Here is a 19,431-nt window from a genome sequence, read left to right as displayed (position 1 = left end):
GGTTTCTATGACTTCTCTGTATTTAGCTTCCGGTTCTCCGCGTCGGCAGGAGTTACTTGCGCAACTTGGCGTTTCCTTCGAACGTATCGTTACGGGCATTGAGGAGCAACGCTTTCCGCAGGAGAGCGCGCAGCAATACGTTGTGCGTCTGGCGCGCGAGAAAGCTCAGGCGGGCGTCGCGCAAACGGCGCAGGATCTCCCGGTGTTGGGGGCGGATACTATTGTGATTCTGAACGGCGAAGTACTGGAGAAACCGCGCGATGCCGATCATGCGGTGCAGATGTTGCGCAAATTATCGGGGCAGACCCATCAGGTAATGACGGCAGTGGCGATGGCCGACAGCCAGTACATTCTCGATTGCCTGGTGGTGACCGATGTGACTTTCAGAACGTTAACAGATGAAGATATCGCGGGCTATGTCGCCAGCGGTGAACCGTTAGATAAAGCAGGTGCATACGGTATTCAGGGGCTTGGTGGTTGTTTTGTCAGGAAGATAAATGGCAGCTATCACGCCGTAGTCGGCTTACCGCTGGTTGAAACGTGTGAATTATTGAGTAATTTTAACGCACTGCGTGAGAAAAGGGATAAACATGACGGCTGAATTGTTGGTAAACGTAACGCCTTCGGAAACACGAGTGGCGTATATTGATGGCGGTATTCTGCAGGAAATTCATATTGAACGTGAGGCGCGACGCGGAATAGTAGGCAATATCTACAAGGGTCGTGTAAGTCGCGTACTTCCGGGTATGCAGGCGGCTTTTGTAGATATTGGGCTGGATAAAGCTGCGTTTCTACACGCTTCTGACATCATGCCGCACACCGAATGTGTGGCAGGTGAGGAACAAAAACAATTTACGGTGCGTGACATCTCGGAACTGGTCCGTCAGGGGCAAGATCTGATGGTACAGGTAGTGAAAGATCCGCTTGGTACCAAAGGCGCGCGCCTGACCACGGATATCACGCTGCCATCTCGCTATCTGGTGTTTATGCCAGGAGCGTCTCATGTTGGGGTTTCCCAACGTATCGAAAGTGAATCCGAACGTGAACGCCTGAAAAAAGTGGTCGCCGAGTATTGCGACGAGCAGGGCGGATTTATCATCCGTACCGCGGCAGAAGGTGTAGGCGAAGCTGAACTAGCCTCCGATGCCGCTTATCTGAAGCGTGTCTGGACCAAAGTCATGGAGCGTAAAAAGCGCCCACAGACGCGTTATCAACTGTACGGTGAACTGGCGCTGGCGCAGCGTGTGCTGCGTGATTTTGCCGATGCCGAGCTGGACCGCATTCGCGTTGATTCACGGTTGACTTACGAAGCATTACTTGAGTTCACCTCGGAATACATCCCCGAGATGACCAGCAAGCTGGAGCATTACACGGGGCGCCAGCCGATTTTCGATCTCTTTGACGTCGAAAACGAGATTCAGCGGGCGCTGGAACGCAAAGTTGAGTTGAAGTCTGGCGGTTATCTGATTATCGACCAGACCGAAGCGATGACCACCGTGGACATCAATACCGGGGCGTTTGTCGGTCATCGCAATCTGGACGACACCATCTTCAATACCAATATTGAGGCGACGCAGGCCATTGCTCGCCAGTTACGGTTGCGTAACCTGGGCGGAATTATCATCATTGATTTCATCGACATGAATAATGAGGATCACCGTCGCCGCGTACTGCATTCGCTGGAACAGGCGCTGAGCAAAGACCGGGTGAAAACCAGCGTTAACGGCTTCTCGGCGCTGGGGCTGGTGGAAATGACGCGTAAACGCACCCGCGAAAGCATTGAGCACGTACTGTGTAACGAATGCCCAACTTGCCACGGTCGCGGAACGGTGAAAACCGTGGAAACGGTATGCTATGAAATCATGCGCGAGATTGTTCGCGTGCACCATGCTTACGACTCTGACCGTTTTCTGGTCTATGCTTCTCCGGCAGTTGCCGAGGCCTTGAAAGGTGAAGAGTCGCACTCGCTGGCGGAAGTGGAAATTTTTGTGGGTAAGCAGGTTAAAGTACAAATCGAACCGCTCTACAACCAGGAGCAGTTTGACGTTGTCATGATGTAAACAAATGCTGGGCCGCCATCCGGCAAAGTTTTTTGAGTCACATTTTTAGCAGACAAGGAGTGACGGGTGAGGCGATTGCCGGGGATTTTACTGCTTACTGGAGCCGCGCTCGTTGTGATCGCTGCGCTGCTGGTCAGCGGCCTGCGTATTGCTTTGCCGCATCTTGATGCCTGGCGTCCAGAAATCCTCAATAAAATTGAATCCGCTACCGGCATGCCGGTAGAAGCCAGCCAGCTTTACGCCAGCTGGCAGAATTTTGGCCCCACGCTTGAAGCGCGCGACATTCGCGCGGAGCTGAAAGATGGCGGTGAGTTTTCTGTCAAACGCGTCACTCTGGCGCTGGATGTCTGGCAGAGCCTGCTGCATATGCGCTGGCAGTTTCGCGATCTGACTTTCTGGCAACTGCGTTTCCGCACCAATACGCCCATCACCAGCGGTGGTGGTAATGATGGTCTGGAAGCCAGCCACATCAGCGACCTGTTTCTTCGTCAGTTTGATCACTTCGATCTCCGCGACAGCGAAGTCAGTTTCCTCACGCCATCCGGTCAGCGCGCCGAACTGGCGATCCCGCAACTCACCTGGCTTAACAATCCGCGTCGACACCGTGCGGAAGGCCAGGTAAGTCTCTCCAGCCTCACCGGGCAGCACGGCGTGATGCAAGTTCGCATGGATTTGCGTGATGACGAAGGGCTGTTAAGCAACGGTCGCGTCTGGTTGCAGGCTGATGATATTGACCTGAAGCCGTGGCTGGGCAAATGGATGCAGGACAACATTGCGCTGGAAACGGCGCAGTTCTCCCTCGAAGGCTGGATGACGATCGACAAAGGCGATGTAACCGGCGGTGACGTCTGGCTGAAACAGGGCGGTGCCAGCTGGTTGGGCGAGAAGCAAACGCATTCACTGGCGGTAGATAATCTCACCGCACACATTACGCGTGAACATCCCGGCTGGCAGTTTTCTATTCCTGATACCCGCATCACGATGGATGGCAAACGCTGGCCGAGTGGGGCATTGACGCTGGCCTGGATACCGGAACAGGATGTTGGTGGAAAGAATAATAAACGCAGTGACGAACTGCGGATTCGCGCCAGCAATCTGGAACTGGCGGGGCTGGAAGGTATTCGTCCGCTGGCAGCAAAACTTTCACCTGCGCTGGGCGACATCTGGCGGTCTACGCAACCGAGCGGCAAGATCAACACCCTGGCGCTGGATATCCCGCTTCAGGCAGCAGACAAGACTCGCTTTCAGGCATCGTGGAGCGATCTGGCCTGGAAGCAATGGAAATTACTGCCGGGCGCGGAACATTTCTCCGGGACGCTTTCCGGTAGTGTAGAAAATGGTTTACTGACCGCGTCCATGAAACAGGCGAAAATGCCTTACGAAACAGTTTTCCGCGCACCGCTGGAAATTGCTGACGGTAAGGCGACCCTAAGCTGGCTGAATAACGACAAAGGGTTCCAGCTTGATGGCCGCAACATTGATGTTAAAGCCAAAGCCGTCCATGCACGTGGCGGTTTCCGCTACCTGCAACCGACTAATGATGAACCCTGGCTGGGCATTCTGGCGGGTATCAGCACCGATGATGGTTCACAAGCGTGGCGCTATTTCCCAGAAAATCTGATGGGGAAAGAGTTAGTCGATTACTTAAGTGGCGCAATTCAGGGCGGTGAAGCGGATAACGCGACGCTGGTTTATGGCGGCAATCCGCAACTCTTCCCCTATAAACACAACGAAGGTCAGTTTGAGGTGCTGGTGCCGCTGCGTAACGCGAAGTTTGCCTTCCAGCCGGACTGGCCAGCGTTAACTAATCTCGATATTGAACTGGACTTCATAAACGACGGTTTATGGATGAAAACCGATGGTGTCAATCTGGGCGGCGTGCGCGCGAGTAATCTCACCGCAGTGATCCCTGACTACTCGAAAGAAAAATTGCTGATTGATGCTGACATTAAAGGTCCGGGCAAAGCGGTTGGTCCTTACTTTGATGAGACGCCGCTGAAAGACTCTCTGGGAGCAACCCTGCAAGAACTCCAGCTCGACGGCGATGTGAATGCTCGCTTACATCTCGATATCCCATTGAACGGCGAACTGGTTACAGCGAAAGGCGAAGTGACGCTGCGTAATAACAGTCTGTTTATCAAACCACTTGATAGCACACTGAAAAATTTGAGCGGTAAATTCAGCTTTATCAATGGCGATCTGCAAAGCGAACCACTGACAGCAAGTTGGTTTAATCAGCCACTGAACGTGGGTTTTTCCACCAAAGAAGGGGCGAAAGCCTACCAGGTCGCGGTGAATCTCAACGGTAACTGGCAGCCAGCGAAAACTGACGTTCTGCCTGAAGCGGTGAATGAAGCGTTAAGCGGCAGCGTGGCCTGGGATGGCAAAGTGGGCATTGAGCTGCCTTATCATGCTGGCGCAACGTATAACGTAGAACTGAACGGTGATCTGAAGAATGTGAGCAGTCACTTACCATCGCCGTTAGCCAAACCTGCTGGCGAACCGCTGCCGGTTAATATTAAGGTCGATGGCAGCCTCAATAGCTTTGAATTAACCGGACAGGCTGGCGCGGATAACCATTTCAACAGCCGCTGGTTGCTCGGTCAAAAACTGACGCTCGATCGCGCTATCTGGGCGGCAGACAGTAAAACGCTTCCACCGTTACCGGAACAAAGCGGTGTTGAGTTAAATATGCCATCGATGGATGGTGCCGAGTGGCTGGCGCTTTTCCAGAAAGGCGCGACGGATAAAGTCGGTAGTGCGGTGAGTTTTCCCCAGCACATTACGTTGCGTACGCCAGCGTTGTCATTGGGAAATCAGCAATGGAATAACCTGAGTATTGTTTCGCAACCGATGGCAAATGGCACTCAGGTCGAGGCGCAAGGACGTGAAATCAACGCTACGCTGGCAATGCGCAATAACGCGCCGTGGCTGGCGACGATTAAATATCTCTATTACAACCCCAGCGTGGCGAAAACCAGTGGTGACACCACGCCGTCGTCACCTTTCCCAACTACGGAGCGCATTAGCTTCCGTGGTTGGCCGGATGCGCAAATACGTTGCGCAGAGTGCTGGTTCTGGGGGCAAAAATTCGGTCGCATCGACAGCGATATCACCATTTCTGGCGATACGTTAACGCTGGCTAATGGACTGATTGATACCGGTTTCTCGCGGCTTACTGCCGAGGGGGAATGGGTTAACAATCCGGGGAATGAACGTACCTCGCTGAAAGGAAAATTACGCGGGCAGAAAATTGATGCCGCTGCTGAATTTTTTGGTGTCACGACGCCAATACGCCAGTCGTCATTTAATGTGGACTACGATTTACACTGGCGGAAAACGCCGTGGCAGCCGGATGAGGCAACGTTGAATGGCATCATCCATACTCAACTGGGCAAAGGTGAAATTACCGACATCAGCACCGGACATGCCGGGCAATTGCTGCGCTTATTGAGCGTCGATGCTCTGATGCGAAAGCTGCGCTTTGATTTCAGGGATACCTTTGGCGAAGGTTTCTATTTTGACTCCATTCGCAGCACGGCGTGGATTAAAGACGGTGTTATGCACACTGATGACACGCTGGTGGATGGACTGGAAGCGGATATCGCCATGAAAGGGTCGGTAAATCTGGTACGCCGCGATCTGAATATGGAGGCGGTTGTCGCACCAGAAATTTCCGCGACGGTGGGTGTGGCTGCGGCCTTTGCGGTTAACCCCATTGTCGGTGCGGCGGTGTTTGCTGCCAGTAAAGTGCTGGGGCCGCTGTGGAGCAAAGTCTCCATTTTGCGCTACCACATTTCTGGTCCGTTGGACGCTCCGCAAATCAACGAAGTATTGCGCCAACCGCGTAAAGAAAAAGCGCAATGATTTGACGATGGCGCGTAATTGCCCCAATCTCATTAGATAATCGTTGCCAAAGGCCAACGAGCCGGAACATAACCGTAGGCCGGATAAGGCGTTCACGCCGCATCCGGCAGCCGTAAAAAAATCCTCTACCGAAGTAACTAACGAGTAACAAAAACGATGAGTCTGAACCTGGTAAGTGAACAATTGCTAGCGGCGAACGGCCTGAAACATCAGGATTTGTTCGCGATTCTCGGTCAACTGGCCGAACGTCGCCTCGATTACGGCGATCTCTATTTTCAGTCGAGCTATCACGAATCCTGGGTTTTAGAAGACCGCATTATCAAAGATGGTTCTTACAACATCGATCAGGGCGTTGGCGTGCGTGCAGTCAGCGGTGAAAAAACCGGTTTTGCTTACGCCGACCAAATCAGCCTGCTGGCCCTGGAACAGAGCGCACAAGCGGCGCGTACCATTGTCCGTGACAGTGGCGATGGCAAAGTACAGACGTTGGGCGCGGTAGAGCATAGCCCGCTGTATACCTCGCTTGATCCGCTGCAAAGTATGAGTCGCGAGGAGAAACTGGATATTTTACGTCGCGTCGATAAAGTTGCCCGTGAGGCCGACAAACGCGTACAGGAAGTGACTGCCAGCCTCAGTGGCGTCTATGAATTAATTCTGGTTGCGGCCACCGACGGCACCCTGGCGGCAGATGTGCGTCCACTGGTGCGCCTCTCAGTAAGCGTTCTGGTCGAAGAAGATGGTAAACGCGAACGCGGTGCCAGCGGCGGCGGCGGTCGTTTTGGTTATGAATTTTTCCTTGCCGATCTCGACGGTGAAGTCCGTGCGGATGCATGGGCGAAAGAAGCAGTTCGTATGGCGCTGGTCAATCTTTCTGCCGTTGCCGCGCTAGCGGGCACCATGCCGGTAGTACTTGGCGCAGGCTGGCCGGGCGTGTTGTTACATGAAGCGGTAGGTCACGGTCTGGAAGGCGACTTCAACCGCCGTGGCACTTCGGTCTTTAGTGGCCAGGTCGGCGAACTGGTAGCATCTGAACTGTGTACGGTAGTGGATGATGGCACGATGGTTGATCGCCGTGGTTCGGTGGCGATTGATGACGAAGGTACGCCGGGTCAGTACAACGTGCTGATTGAAAATGGGATCCTGAAAGGTTACATGCAGGATAAACTCAACGCTCGCTTAATGGGTATGGCGCCGACCGGTAATGGTCGTCGTGAATCCTATGCACACCTGCCCATGCCGCGTATGACCAACACCTACATGCTGCCGGGTAAATCGACGCCGCAGGAAATCATTGAATCCGTCGAGTATGGCATCTATGCGCCGAACTTCGGCGGCGGTCAGGTGGATATCACCTCCGGCAAATTTGTCTTCTCCACCTCAGAAGCGTATCTGATTGAAAACGGTAAAGTGACGAAACCGGTGAAAGGCGCAACGCTGATTGGTTCCGGTATCGAAACCATGCAGCAAATTTCGATGGTGGGCAACGACCTGAAACTGGATAACGGCGTGGGTGTCTGTGGTAAAGAAGGGCAGAGTTTGCCAGTTGGCGTGGGCCAGCCGACGCTCAAAGTCGACAACCTGACCGTTGGCGGTACCGCGTAATCTATCCAGGCCAGTAAGCGTCGCATCAGGCATTGGTTGCCGGATGCGGCGTAAACGCCTTATCCGGCACGCACATGAATTACTTCTCTTTCCCGCGCCCGTGCATCTCCTGAAACAACTTACCGACCTCGACAAAATAATCCGTCAGTGAGTTGATCACGACCTGCACCTTCAGTGGCAGCTTATCTTTTTCGGTATACAGTGCATAAACCGGGCGTGGATCCGACTGATAACGCGGCAGCAGGATCTCCAGCTCCCCACGATTGATCTCATTGATCACCCACATCAGCGGTACATACGCGATCCCAGCGCCTGCCGTTAACCAGCGCACCAGCGTCATTGGATCGTTAGTGACAAACCGTCCTTGTGGGATGAGGCGAGTCGAGATCCCTTCTGGCGCGATCAGTTCAAATTCATTGTCCGGACGCACGCTGTACTCAAGCCATGAATGGCTACTTAGATCGGCGGGTTTTTCCGGTACGCCATACTGTGTGAGATAGCTTTTAGCGGCGCACACCACCATCGGCATCGCCCCCAGACGGCGGGAAAACAGGCTGGAATCCTGCAACGCGCCGACGCGGATCACGACATCCAGACCGTCGGCAATCAGGTCGGGTGCAGGAATTCCGGTAACCAGATTGACGCTTAAACCAGGGTACTCTTTCAACATTTTTGCCGTCAGCCCAGCGAGAACATTTTGAGCCATAGTTGAAGAACAGCCAATGCGCAGCGTCCCGATAGGCGTGTTATTGAAGGCATACAGTTGCTCATGGACATCCTGCACTTCATGGAGCATCCGACGGCAGCCCTGGTAGTAAATTCTACCTGCTTCGGTCAGGCCAATGCTGCGTGTGCTGCGGTTTAACAACTTTACCTGCAACTCATCTTCCAGTTTAGACACCGTCTGACTGATAGATGAAACGCTCATTTGAAGCTGTCTGGCGGCGGCGGTAAACGAACCAAATTCAACCACTTTGGCGAAAACCGACATGCGTTTTAGTCGTTCCATTATTCACTCTGACTTAAAAGTGATTTAGATCACATAATATAGATAACAGCATAACAGTTACGCTAATATATTAAATATCAATCTACAGCAATGTTGCTCTCGCCCGGCTTTCTATGCCCTTCTCTGCGGCGACAGATGCTGAAAATAATAACACCTGCTCTCTCTATACAACCAAGGTCAACATGAGTCTGTTTCCCGTTATCGTGGTGTTTGGGCTGTCCTTCCCACCGATATTTTTCGAATTGCTTTTATCACTGGCGATTTTCTGGCTGGTGCGCCGGGTCCTTGTGCCAACAGGTATCTACGACTTCGTCTGGCATCCGGCGCTGTTCAACACCGCGCTCTATTGCTGTTTGTTTTATTTGATATCGCGACTGTTCGTTTGAGGTTGAAGTGAAAACGCTAATAAGAAAATTCTCCCGTACGGCCATCACGGTCGTATTAGTCATTCTGGCCTTCATCGCAATTTTTAATGCCTGGGTCTATTACACCGAATCTCCGTGGACGCGTGACGCGCGCTTTAGCGCCGATGTGGTCGCGATTGCGCCGGATGTCTCCGGACTCATCACCCAAGTGAATGTTCATGATAACCAGCTGGTGAAAAAAGGACAGGTACTGTTCACCATCGACCAGCCACGCTACCAAAAGGCCCTCGAAGAAGCGGAAGCTGATGTTGCCTATTATCAGGTACTGGCGCAGGAAAAACGCCAGGAAGCTGGACGTCGCAACCGTCTCGGCATACAGGCGATGTCTCGCGAAGAGATAGACCAGGCCAATAACGTGCTGCAAACGGTCCTGCATCAGTTAGCGAAAGCTCAGGCAACCCGCGATCTGGCAAAACTGGATCTTGAACGTACTGTGATCCGCGCGCCAGCAGATGGCTGGGTGACCAACCTCAACGTCTATACCGGTGAATTTATTACGCGTGGTTCAACGGCTGTAGCGCTGGTGAAACAGAACTCCTTCTATGTGCTGGCCTATATGGAAGAAACCAAGCTGGAAGGGGTACGTTCTGGGTATCGCGCAGAAATTACGCCGCTTGGTAGCAATAAAGTGCTGAAAGGGACTGTCGATAGTGTTGCCGCTGGGGTCACTAACGCCAGCAGTACGCGTGATGACAAAGGGATGGCGACCATCGATTCCAACCTTGAATGGGTGCGTCTGGCGCAACGTGTCCCGGTACGTATTCGTCTCGACAACCAGCAAGATAACATCTGGCCTGCGGGGACTACCGCTACTGTGGTGGTTACGGGTAAACAAGATCGCGATGAAAGTCAGGATTCGTTCTTCCGTAAAATGGCCCATCGCCTGCGTGAGTTTGGTTAATCACGATGGGTATTTTCTCCATTGCTAACCAACATATTCGCTTCGCGGTAAAACTGGCGACCGCCATTGTGCTGGCGCTGTTTGTTGGCTTTCATTTTCAGCTTGAAACACCACGCTGGGCTGTTCTGACTGCGGCGATTGTTGCCGCCGGTCCTGCCTTTGCCGCCGGTGGCGAACCGTACTCTGGTGCCATCCGCTATCGCGGCTTTTTGCGCATCATCGGTACATTTATCGGTTGTATTGCCGGGCTGGTGATCATTATTGCGATGATCCGTGCACCATTGTTGATGATTCTGGTGTGCTGTATCTGGGCCGGTTTTTGTACCTGGCTCTCCTCGCTGGTACGAGTAGAGAACTCCTATGCGTGGGGGCTTGCCGGTTATACAGCGCTGATCATTGTGATCACCGTTCAGCCAGAACCGCTGCTGACGCCGCAGTTTGCCGTTGAACGTTGTAGTGAAATCGTCATTGGTATTGTGTGTGCTATTGTGGCGGATCTGCTCTTTTCTCCACGATCGATCAAACAAGAAGTGGATCGAGAGCTGGAAAGTTTGCTGGTGGCGCAATATCAACTAATGCAATTATGCATCAAACATGGTGATGGCGAGATTGTTGATAAGGCCTGGGGCGACCTGGTTCGCCGCACCACGGCGCTGCAAGGGATGCGTAGCAATCTGAACATGGAATCTTCCCGCTGGGCGCGTGCCAATCGGCGTTTAAAAGCGATCAACACGTTGTCGCTGACGCTGATCACCCAGTCCTGCGAAACTTATCTCATTCAGAACTCGCGCCCGGAGTTGATCACTGATACCTTCCGCGAATTTTTTGACACGCCGGTAGAAACTGCGCAGGACGTCCATAAGCAGCTAAAACGCCTGCGGCGAGTGATTGCCTGGACCGGGGAACGTGAAACACCCATCACTATTTATAGCTGGGTTGCGGCGGCAACGCGTTATCAGTTGCTCAAGCGAGGCGTTATCAGTAACACCAAAATTAACGCCACTGAAGAAGAGATCCTGCAAGGTGAGCCGGAAGTAAAAGTAGAATCCGCCGAGCGCCATCATGCAATGGTCAACTTCTGGCGTACCACGCTGTCCTGCATGCTGGGGACTTTGTTCTGGCTGTGGACCGGATGGACCTCCGGCAGTGGCGCAATGGTGATGATTGCCGTCGTAACGTCGCTGGCAATGCGTTTACCTAATCCACGCATGGTGGCGATCGACTTTATCTACGGCACGGTAGCTGCGCTACCGTTAGGGCTGCTCTATTTTTTGGTGATTATCCCCAATACCCAACAGAGTATGTTGCTGCTGTGCCTTAGCCTGGCGGTGCTGGGATTTTTCCTTGGTATTGAAGTGCAGAAACGGCGGTTGGGATCGATGGGCGCGCTGGCCAGTACGATTAATATTATCGTGTTGGATAACCCGATGACCTTTCAGTTCAGTCAGTTTCTCGATAGCGCGCTGGGGCAAATCGTGGGCTGTGTGCTGGCGTTCATCGTCATTCTACTGGTGCGGGATAAATCGCGCGACAGGACAGGACGCGTGCTGCTTAATCAGTTTGTTTCTGCCGCTGTTTCCGCGATGACCACCAATGTCGCCCGGCGTAAAGAGAACCATCTGCCAGCGCTTTATCAGCAGTTGTTTTTGCTGATGAATAAATTTCCCGGCGATTTGCCGAAGTTTCGCCTGGCGTTAACGATGATTATCGCTCACCAGCGATTGCGTGATGCGCCGATACCCGTGAATGATGATTTATCGGCATTTCACCGACAAATGCGCCGCACAGCGGACCACGTGATTTCTGCCCGCAGCGATGACAAACGCCGTCGTTACTTCGGTCAGTTGCTGGAAGAACTGGATATCTACCAGGAAAAACTACGCATCTGGCAAGCGCCGCCGCAGGTCACGGAACCGGTGCATCGGCTTACCGGTATGCTGCATAAATACCAGCACGCGCTAACCGATAATTAAGTCAAAGCCGACGCCAAAAGGTGTCGGTTGAGATTGCTGACATACTCCAAATTGTCTGATGCGCTACGCTTATCAGGCCTATATTGAATTTGCACCCCCTGGTAGGCCGAATAAGGCGTTCACGCCGCATCCGGCATGAACAAAGTGCACTTTGTCAGTAATCAGAAACCGATGCCAAAAGCGTCGGTTTTTTCATGTCTATACTTAGCGATGAACGGCAGAACTCGCCGCGAAACGTGACGGTGGCAACAGATGAATATCTATAGCTTTGATTTTGATGAGATTGAGAGTCAGGAGGACTTTTATCGCGACTTTCGCCAAACCTTTGGTCTGGCGAAAGATAAGGTGCGCGATCTCGACTCACTGTGGGATGTATTAATGAACGATGTTCTGCCGCTACCGCTGGAGATCGAATTTGTTCATCTGGGAGAAAAAACGCGTCGGCGTTTTGGCGCGTTAATATTGCTGTTTGATGAGGCGGAGGAAGAGCTGGAAGGGCATTTGCGTTTTAATGTTCGTCACTAGCGCAAAAAAAAGCCCCCAAACCGGGGGCAATGTCGTCGGACAAGACGATGAGGGTTTATTTGTACAGTTCAGCTGTGGCGTGCCAGGTATCGCCGCTACGCGCTTCGGTAATCTGGTAAGCAGTCGCGCCTTTCTCTTCCGCTTTTTTGTTCAGCATTTCACGCATATCCATTGGAGAAGATGCTACACCGCTGACGGACACGGTGCCGATGGCTTCACGATTTTGAGCTTGTGCAGCATCAATGGAATCGGCAGCGAAAGCACCGAAAGAGAGGACAGAGAGCACACTTAATGCAGCAACAGTGGTTTTGATTTTCATGATTTTTACCTCGACATAATCTTTTAGCTGGGCCTTTGTTTCGTGACCCATATCACAAAATTAAGTATACACTAATTATTGAGCTAATTAATACCACGCTAACTGTTTCTATTGAGGGAGAATTGTTAAAAAGATTAATTTTTATAACAAAAGTGAATTAAAAATACGGGTGTTTAGTGGAAATAACATTCATTTCAATAAGATATGTGTTTTTGCAAAATGTGCGTTTTTTGCTCTGTGTATTCGTTGTGTGAATGTTTTGTCGCTATAAAACGCACCATTCGTTAAATGAATGGCAGGGGGAAACAGGGCGATGAATGGAGAATGCAATATTTTCCCCGCCGCCAGAAGCGACGGGGCAGAGATTAAAGCTCCTGGTCGAACAGCTCTAAAATCGCTTCGTACAGGTCTTTGACGGTGAAACCTTTAGCAGGGGTGGTAAAGATGGTGTCATCACCTGCGATGGTGCCAAGAATACCTTCTGCTTTGCCCAGAGAGTCCAGCAGACGCGCAATCAACTGCGCCGCGCCAGGACTGGTATGTATTACAACAACAGCGTCGTTGTAGTCGATATCCAGCACCAGATTCTTCAACGGACTGGAGGTGGTTGGTACGCCCAGTTCAGCTGGCAGGCAGTAAACCATTTCCATTTTTGCATTGCGGGTACGTACAGCACCAAATTTGGTCAACATCCGCGAGACTTTAGACTGATTAATATTGTCAAAGCCTTGCTCCTGCAATGCGGCGACGATTTCGCCCTGGGAGCTAAATTTCTCTTCTTTAAGTAACGCTTTAAACGCTTTAACTAATTCTTCTTGCTTAGACGAGCTTCGCATAAGTCACCCGATATGGTGGTTGATACAACATTATTGTGCATACAGATGAATTTTTATGCAAACAGTCTGCCCTGGAGAAGGCTGAAATAATGTTATGAAAGAGCGGGATTTTATCAAATTTCGTGATTGAGAAACATGCCTGCGTCACGGCGCGCAAATTCCGCTTAAAAGTAAATTAATTGTTATCAAATTGATGTTGTTTTGGCTGAACGGTAGGGTATATTGTCACCACCTGTTGGAATGTTGCTCTGATGCATAAGCGGCTGTTAATTACGTAAGTTAGGTTCCTGATTACGTCAATTAAATGCATAAACGCCAAATTTGCGTGACTACACATTCTTGAGAAGTGGTCATTGTAAACTGTTAATTTGTGGATTAAGGTCGCGGCAGCGGAGCAACATATCTTAGTTTATCAATATAATAAGGAGTTTAGGATGAAAGTCGCAGTCCTCGGCGCTGCTGGCGGTATTGGCCAGGCGCTTGCATTACTGTTAAAAACCCAACTGCCTTCAGGTTCAGAACTCTCCCTGTATGATATCGCTCCAGTCACTCCCGGTGTGGCCGTCGACCTGAGCCATATCCCTACTGCTGTGAAAATCAAAGGTTTTTCTGGTGAAGATGCGACCCCTGCGTTGGAAGGCGCTGATGTGGTTCTAATCTCCGCAGGTGTAGCGCGTAAACCAGGGATGGATCGTTCCGACCTGTTTAACGTTAACGCCGGTATCGTGAAGAATCTGGTACAGCAAATTGCGACAACCTGCCCGAAAGCGTGCATCGGTATCATTACAAACCCGGTAAACACCACGGTAGCAATCGCTGCGGAAGTGCTGAAGAAAGCGGGTGTGTATGACAAGAATAAACTGTTTGGCGTCACCACGCTGGATATCATCCGTTCTAATACGTTTGTCGCTGAACTGAAAGGCAAACAGCCGGGTGAAGTTGAAGTTCCGGTTATTGGCGGTCACTCTGGCGTTACCATTCTGCCGCTGCTGTCTCAAGTTCCTGGCGTAAGCTTTACCGAGCAGGAAGTTGCTGATCTGACCAAACGTATCCAGAACGCGGGTACGGAAGTGGTTGAAGCGAAAGCCGGTGGCGGGTCTGCAACCCTGTCCATGGGCCAGGCAGCTGCACGCTTCGGCCTGTCTCTGGTTCGTGCGTTGCAAGGCGAAAAAGGTGTCGTTGAATGTGCCTACGTTGAAGGTGACGGCCAGTATGCTCGTTTCTTCTCTCAACCGCTTCTGCTGGGTAAAAATGGCGTAGAAGAGCGTAAATCCATCGGTACTCTGAGCGCATTTGAACAGAACGCGCTGGAAGGAATGCTGGATACGCTGAAGAAAGATATCGCCCTGGGCGAAGAGTTCGTTAATAAGTAATTGATTAACGAATAATAAAAAACCGGAGCAACGTCTCCGGTTTTTTGTTTTGAGCGCACGACTTAATTGGTCGCTGGATATTCCTGAATAGTGACCTGCAATGTCAGTTTTTTATCGTCACGCATCACCACCACCGGAATCACCGAACCTGGTCGAATTTCTGCCACTTGATCCATTGTTTCCAGAGCGGAGATTGCAGGTTTGTTGTCCACCGAGATAATCAGATCGTTGACCTGGATACCGGCATTAGCCGCCGGGCCATCAGGTGACACTTCATTAACCACAATCCCTTGCAGTTGATCGATACCACCACCTTGCGCGTGTAATGGTGCGATTTCGCGGCCGCCAATACCGATATAGCCACGAATAACACGTCCATCGCGGATTAGCTTATCCATAATTTTGGTTGCCAACTGGAAGGGAATGGCAAAACCGATGCCTTCTGGAGTTTCGCCATCGTTACTCTTATCAAACGACAGTGTGTTGATGCCCATCAGTTCGCCCAGCGAGTTCACCAGTGCGCCGCCGGAGTTGCCGTGGTTAATGGATGCATCGGTTTGCAGAAAGTTTTGCCGCCCGGTCGGGTTCAGGCCGATGCGACCCGTGGCGCTGATAATCCCCTGGGTAATAGTTTGCCCGAGGTTGTACGGGTTACCGATCGCCAGCACTACATCGCCAATGTGCGGTATGCGACGAGAATTGATTGGAATGGTGGGTAAACCGCCAGTGGCATTAATTTTGAGCACCGCCAGATCGGTCAGTGAATCAGAGCCAACCAGCAGCGCTTCAAATACACGACCATCCTGTAAGGCGACGATGATCTGATCGGCGTCGTTGATTACATGTTTATTGGTAATGATATAACCACGTTGATCCATGATCACACCTGACCCTAGCGTACGGATCTCAAGCTGGTTGTGTGAGGATGTGTTCAAACCACGGTTATAGACATTTACCACCGCTGGCGCGGCGCGGCGGACCGCCAGATTATAACTGGCAGGCGTCTCGTCGGCACTGTCGAATTGCGGTGTGGAAAGCGGGTTAATGCTGCGCAGCGAAGGCATGGCAACCAGCAAAATAGCGCCGACAATTAATCCAATCGCAACGGATCGTAAGAGCTTCACAAACATGATGGAGGCGTCATTAAAAAAGGGAACGGCAGCAGCATATCACGAGTTAACCGGACATCACACGTCAGCCTGATGCCCGGTTTATGACATTAACGCATTAGCAGGTAAATGCTCTCATTACCGCGCATGATTTGCAGGGCAATAATTGCCGGTTTGGTTGCCAGTACTTTGCGCATCTCAGCAATCGAGTTCACCCGATTGCGGTTCACGCCAATAATTACATCATCTTTCTGTAAACCTGCCTGAGCGGCGGGGCTGTCTTTGACAACTTCGTCGATCTTAATGCCTTTTCCGCCATCTTTTAGCTGACTGTCACTCAACGTTGCGCCTTCCAGCGCCGGTGTAATCATCTCTGCACTGGCTGAAGACGATGTGCTGGTATCAAGCGTCACTTCCACTTCCAGCGGCTTGCCGTTACGTAACAGGCCAAGCTTCACTTTAGTACCAGGTTCAGTGGTGGCGATGCGGGAACGCAATTCGGCGAAGCTATTGAGCGGTTTACCGTTGAGGCTGGTAATAATATCGCCTGCTTTTACGCCCGCTTTCGCCGAGCCAGAACCAGGCAGTACTTCACTGACAAACGCGCCACGTTGCACATCTAAATTAAACGCTTTGGCGATATCGGCACTCATTTCGGTACCTTTAATGCCTAACAGACCGCGTTTAATTTCACCAAAGTCGATAAGTTGCTGCGCCAGGGTACGCGCCATATTGCTGGGGATAGCAAAGCCAATCCCGACGCTACCGCCGCCAGGGGCAAGAATTGCGGTGTTAATACCAATCAACTCGCCGTTAAGGTTTAACAGCGCACCGCCGGAGTTACCCCGGTTAATGGAAGCATCGGTCTGGATAAAGTTTTCCAGACCTTCGAGATTTAACCCGCTGCGACCTAATGCGGAAACAATGCCTGAAGTCGCGGTTTGCCCAAGGCCAAACGGGTTACCGACCGCGACGGCAAAATCACCGACGCGTAGTTTGTCGGAGTCGGCAATGGCGATTTGCGTTAATTTGCTCGGATTCTGAATTTGTAGCAGGGCGATATCGCTCTGGTCGTCGCTGCCAATCAACTTCGCATCAAACTCGCGTCCGTCATTGAGCTGAATACTGATTTTCTGTGCCTGATTGATGACGTGATTGTTGGTCAGCACATAACCTTTATTGGCATTGATGATGACACCGGAGCCTAAACCTTCAAAGGGTTGCGCAGGTTGATCCGGTAAATCATCGCCAAAAAATTTTTTGAATTCTTCCGGGATTTTCTGTTCCTGGCTGGCAGTCCCTTCAACTCGCACGCTTACCACCGCGGGAAGCACTTTTTCCAGCATCGGGGCCAGGCTGGGCAATGGCGCCTGACCGGCAACCTGGCCGGGAATCGACGCGACAGCCTGAAACGGCGCCGAGAGAGTTAACCCGACACTTAACGCTAATGCACTCAACAGCTGGGTTTGTTTTTTCATTATTCCTGCTCTCGTACCTGAATGATAAGAAAAAGAGATTCAAAACAGTTTGATGTTATTGAATTTTCAGACGGCTAACAATGAGACACCAGATTAAATGATAGTCGGGGAGGGAGAGAAGAGGAGGGCGCAATGGCTGCGCCCGCAAAATAAATTAGTCGCGCTTTGCGCCAGTGCGCAGCAGGCCAGATGCGCCTTCAGAATAGTCGCGTGGCATCTGCACCGGTGCCTGATCGTTGCTGGCTTCAGACTCAGCCAGACGATTACGGAACGGGTTTGCTTCTGCGGACAGTTCCGGCAGCAGGCTGCTGGAGCTTTTCGCCATGTGTTGATACAACTGGCGATAGTCATGCGCCATGGTATCCAGTAATTCCGCGCTGCGGGCAAAGTGGTTAACCAACTCTTCGCGATACTCGTCCAGTTCAGCTTTATTTTTTTCCAGTTCGTACTGCAACGCCTGTTGCTGGCGTAGTTTACGATTACCAAAACGCATGGCCACAGCACCAATAATGATGCCGACGACTAACCCAATTAGCGCATATTCCCAGGTCATGAACATCTCCCGTTGTCTTTTGTTTCCGTAGGGTGTTGGCTTCAGGCTCCATGCCTGCGGCTGATTATGCCACTATAACCGTTAATTCCACAGAAGTGGAATCCCGACTGCATATCGCGTAGTGTAGAACGGCCTTTTTTTCGTCAACCGTGAACAACGGCACACCGATTATTCAAGGAATAACAAGAACATCATGCAAAGCGTTACCCCGACATCGCAATACCTGAAGGCGCTCAATGAGGGCAGCCATCAACCTGACGACGTACAAAAAGAGGCCGTCAGTCGGCTGGAGATTATCTACCAGGAATTAATCAACAGCACGCCGCCCACTGCGAGGGCGAGTGGGTTAATGGCGCGAGTCGGTAAACTGTGGGGTAAGCGCGAAGAGGCAAGCAGTGCGTCGGTGCGTGGCTTATATATGTGGGGCGGTGTAGGACGCGGGAAAACCTGGCTGATGGACCTTTTCTATCAAAGTTTGCCGGGTGAGCGGAAACAGCGCCTGCACTTTCACCGTTTTATGCTGCGCGTGCATGAAGAACTGACTGCATTACAGGGGCAGACTGACCCGCTGGAAATTATTGCCGATCGCTTCAAAGCAGAAACCGATGTCCTCTGTTTTGATGAATTTTTTGTTTCGGATATTACCGATGCCATGTTGCTTGGCGGTTTAATGAAAGCCCTGTTCGCTCGCGGAATAACGCTGGTCGCAACGTCAAATATTCCGCCTGATGAGCTTTATCGTAATGGCCTGCAACGAGCGCGTTTTCTACCGGCTATCGACGCCATTAAACAGTATTGCGATGTAATGAATGTCGATGCAGGCGTCGATTATCGACTACGAACGCTTACCCAGGCGCATTTATGGCTGTCGCCGCTCAATGATGAAACCCGTGCGCAAATGGATAAACTTTGGTTGGTGCTGGCGGGAGCGAAACGCGAAAATTCACCGACGTTAGAAATCAACCATCGACCGCTGGCGACAATGGGCGTTGAGAATCAGACGCTTGCCGTCTCTTTTACCACCTTGTGTGTCGATGCCCGCAGCCAGCATGACTATATAGCGCTCTCACGCCTCTTTCACACAGTGATGTTGTTTGATGTGCCAGTCATGACGCGGTTGATGGAGAGCGAAGCGCGACGTTTTATTGCGCTGGTGGATGAGTTTTACGAGCGCCATGTCAAATTAGTGGTGAGCGCAGAAGTGCCTTTGTATGAAATTTATCAGGGCGAGCGACTGAAGTTTGAGTTCCAGCGTTGCCTGTCACGTCTACAAGAGATGCAGAGCGAAGAGTATTTGAAGCGCGAGCATTTGGCGGGGTAAAACCTGCCATAAATCACAAAAAGGGGTCGATCTTTGACCCCGACTTCTCTATAATCCTGCGACCCCACGTTACAAGAAAG

Annotated in this window: 16 protein-coding genes; 10 read left to right on the top strand and 6 right to left on the bottom strand. The window is 51.5% G+C overall.

The genetic code is table 11. From position 1 onward, the window contains the following. Positions 1-7: 7 nt before the first annotated feature. The 4 genes from yhdE to tldD all read left to right on the top strand — a co-directional run bounded on the left by yhdE (position 8) and on the right by tldD (position 7,529). Positions 8-601 carry a nucleoside triphosphate pyrophosphatase YhdE gene (gene yhdE / locus FEK42_RS07305; protein ID WP_130260185.1) on the top strand — a complete coding sequence of 198 codons (594 nt, stop codon included), beginning with the start codon at positions 8-10 and terminating at the stop codon, positions 599-601. Beyond that, the gene (gene rng, locus FEK42_RS07300) at positions 591-2,060 is read left to right on the top strand and encodes a ribonuclease G (RefSeq protein ID WP_000123197.1); all 1,470 of its coding nucleotides are present in this window, start codon (positions 591-593) and stop codon (positions 2,058-2,060) included. The genes yhdE and rng overlap by 11 nt, the downstream gene beginning before the upstream one ends. Before the next feature lie 66 nt (positions 2,061-2,126). Continuing rightward, positions 2,127-5,927 (top strand): AsmA2 domain-containing protein YhdP, encoded by a 3,801-nt coding sequence (gene yhdP, locus FEK42_RS07295; protein WP_135493024.1) that lies wholly within the window; start codon positions 2,127-2,129, stop codon positions 5,925-5,927. Positions 5,928-6,083: 156 nt separating this feature from the next. Next, positions 6,084-7,529 (top strand): metalloprotease TldD, encoded by a 1,446-nt coding sequence (gene tldD, locus FEK42_RS07290; protein WP_135493023.1) that lies wholly within the window; start codon positions 6,084-6,086, stop codon positions 7,527-7,529. 79 nt (positions 7,530-7,608) lie between these two features. Here the strand turns inward: tldD and aaeR are convergent, their stop codons facing one another. Next, positions 7,609-8,538, bottom strand: coding sequence for an HTH-type transcriptional activator AaeR (gene aaeR, locus FEK42_RS07285; protein ID WP_130204526.1), 930 nt, complete (start codon positions 8,536-8,538; stop codon positions 7,609-7,611). A gap of 182 nt (positions 8,539-8,720) precedes the next feature. Between aaeR and aaeX the strand changes: the two genes are divergently transcribed. The 4 genes from aaeX (at position 8,721) to FEK42_RS07265 (ending at position 12,362) form a co-directional block, all read left to right on the top strand. Beyond that, positions 8,721-8,924, top strand: coding sequence for a p-hydroxybenzoic acid efflux pump operon protein AaeX (gene aaeX, locus FEK42_RS07280; RefSeq protein WP_000051841.1), 204 nt, complete (start codon positions 8,721-8,723; stop codon positions 8,922-8,924). 7 nt (positions 8,925-8,931) lie between these two features. Further along, entirely contained in the window at positions 8,932-9,864 is a 933-nt protein-coding gene (gene aaeA, locus FEK42_RS07275) for a p-hydroxybenzoic acid efflux pump subunit AaeA (RefSeq protein ID WP_130223742.1), read from the top strand. A 5-nt stretch (positions 9,865-9,869) separates the two neighbouring features. Then, positions 9,870-11,837, top strand: coding sequence for a p-hydroxybenzoic acid efflux pump subunit AaeB (gene aaeB / locus FEK42_RS07270; RefSeq protein WP_138211776.1), 1,968 nt, complete (start codon positions 9,870-9,872; stop codon positions 11,835-11,837). A gap of 252 nt (positions 11,838-12,089) precedes the next feature. Further along, positions 12,090-12,362: a barstar family protein gene (locus FEK42_RS07265; RefSeq protein ID WP_001028998.1), complete on the top strand. Its 273-nt coding sequence runs from the start codon at positions 12,090-12,092 to the stop codon at positions 12,360-12,362. A gap of 55 nt (positions 12,363-12,417) precedes the next feature. Here the strand turns inward: FEK42_RS07265 and yhcN are convergent, their stop codons facing one another. Continuing rightward, positions 12,418-12,681 carry a peroxide/acid stress response protein YhcN gene (yhcN, locus tag FEK42_RS07260; RefSeq protein ID WP_000695690.1) on the bottom strand — a complete coding sequence of 88 codons (264 nt, stop codon included), beginning with the start codon at positions 12,679-12,681 and terminating at the stop codon, positions 12,418-12,420. Positions 12,682-13,046: 365 nt separating this feature from the next. Next, positions 13,047-13,517, bottom strand: a complete 471-nt coding sequence (gene argR, locus FEK42_RS07255; protein ID WP_064529494.1) for a transcriptional regulator ArgR — start codon at positions 13,515-13,517, stop codon at positions 13,047-13,049. 434 nt (positions 13,518-13,951) lie between these two features. On the opposite strand from argR, the gene mdh reads away from it, so the two are divergent. Further along, positions 13,952-14,890, top strand: a complete 939-nt coding sequence (gene mdh / locus FEK42_RS07250) for a malate dehydrogenase (RefSeq protein WP_064529495.1) — start codon at positions 13,952-13,954, stop codon at positions 14,888-14,890. A 62-nt stretch (positions 14,891-14,952) separates the two neighbouring features. On the opposite strand, the gene degS is transcribed toward mdh, so the two are convergent. From degS to zapG, 3 genes are all read right to left on the bottom strand, one after another. After that, positions 14,953-16,020, bottom strand: coding sequence for an outer membrane-stress sensor serine endopeptidase DegS (degS, locus tag FEK42_RS07245; protein WP_064529496.1), 1,068 nt, complete (start codon positions 16,018-16,020; stop codon positions 14,953-14,955). A gap of 89 nt (positions 16,021-16,109) precedes the next feature. Continuing rightward, the gene (degQ, locus tag FEK42_RS07240) at positions 16,110-17,477 is read right to left on the bottom strand and encodes a serine endoprotease DegQ (protein ID WP_130204532.1); all 1,368 of its coding nucleotides are present in this window, start codon (positions 17,475-17,477) and stop codon (positions 16,110-16,112) included. Positions 17,478-17,631: 154 nt separating this feature from the next. Next, complete coding sequence (gene zapG, locus FEK42_RS07235; protein WP_010345273.1) at positions 17,632-18,030, bottom strand: Z-ring associated protein ZapG; 399 nt, start codon at positions 18,028-18,030, stop codon at positions 17,632-17,634. Between the two features lie 193 nt (positions 18,031-18,223). On the opposite strand from zapG, the gene zapE reads away from it, so the two are divergent. Next, a complete protein-coding gene (gene zapE / locus FEK42_RS07230) occupies positions 18,224-19,351 on the top strand; it encodes a cell division protein ZapE (protein WP_138211775.1) in 1,128 nt (375 codons plus the stop codon). Positions 19,352-19,431 lie beyond the last annotated feature (80 nt).

It is taken from the genome of Escherichia sp. E2748, assembly GCF_005781125.1.
Lineage (GTDB): Bacteria > Pseudomonadota > Gammaproteobacteria > Enterobacterales > Enterobacteriaceae > Escherichia.
Note: the sequence above shows the minus strand (reverse complement) of the source record. Positions and strands in the feature narration are given on the sequence as shown.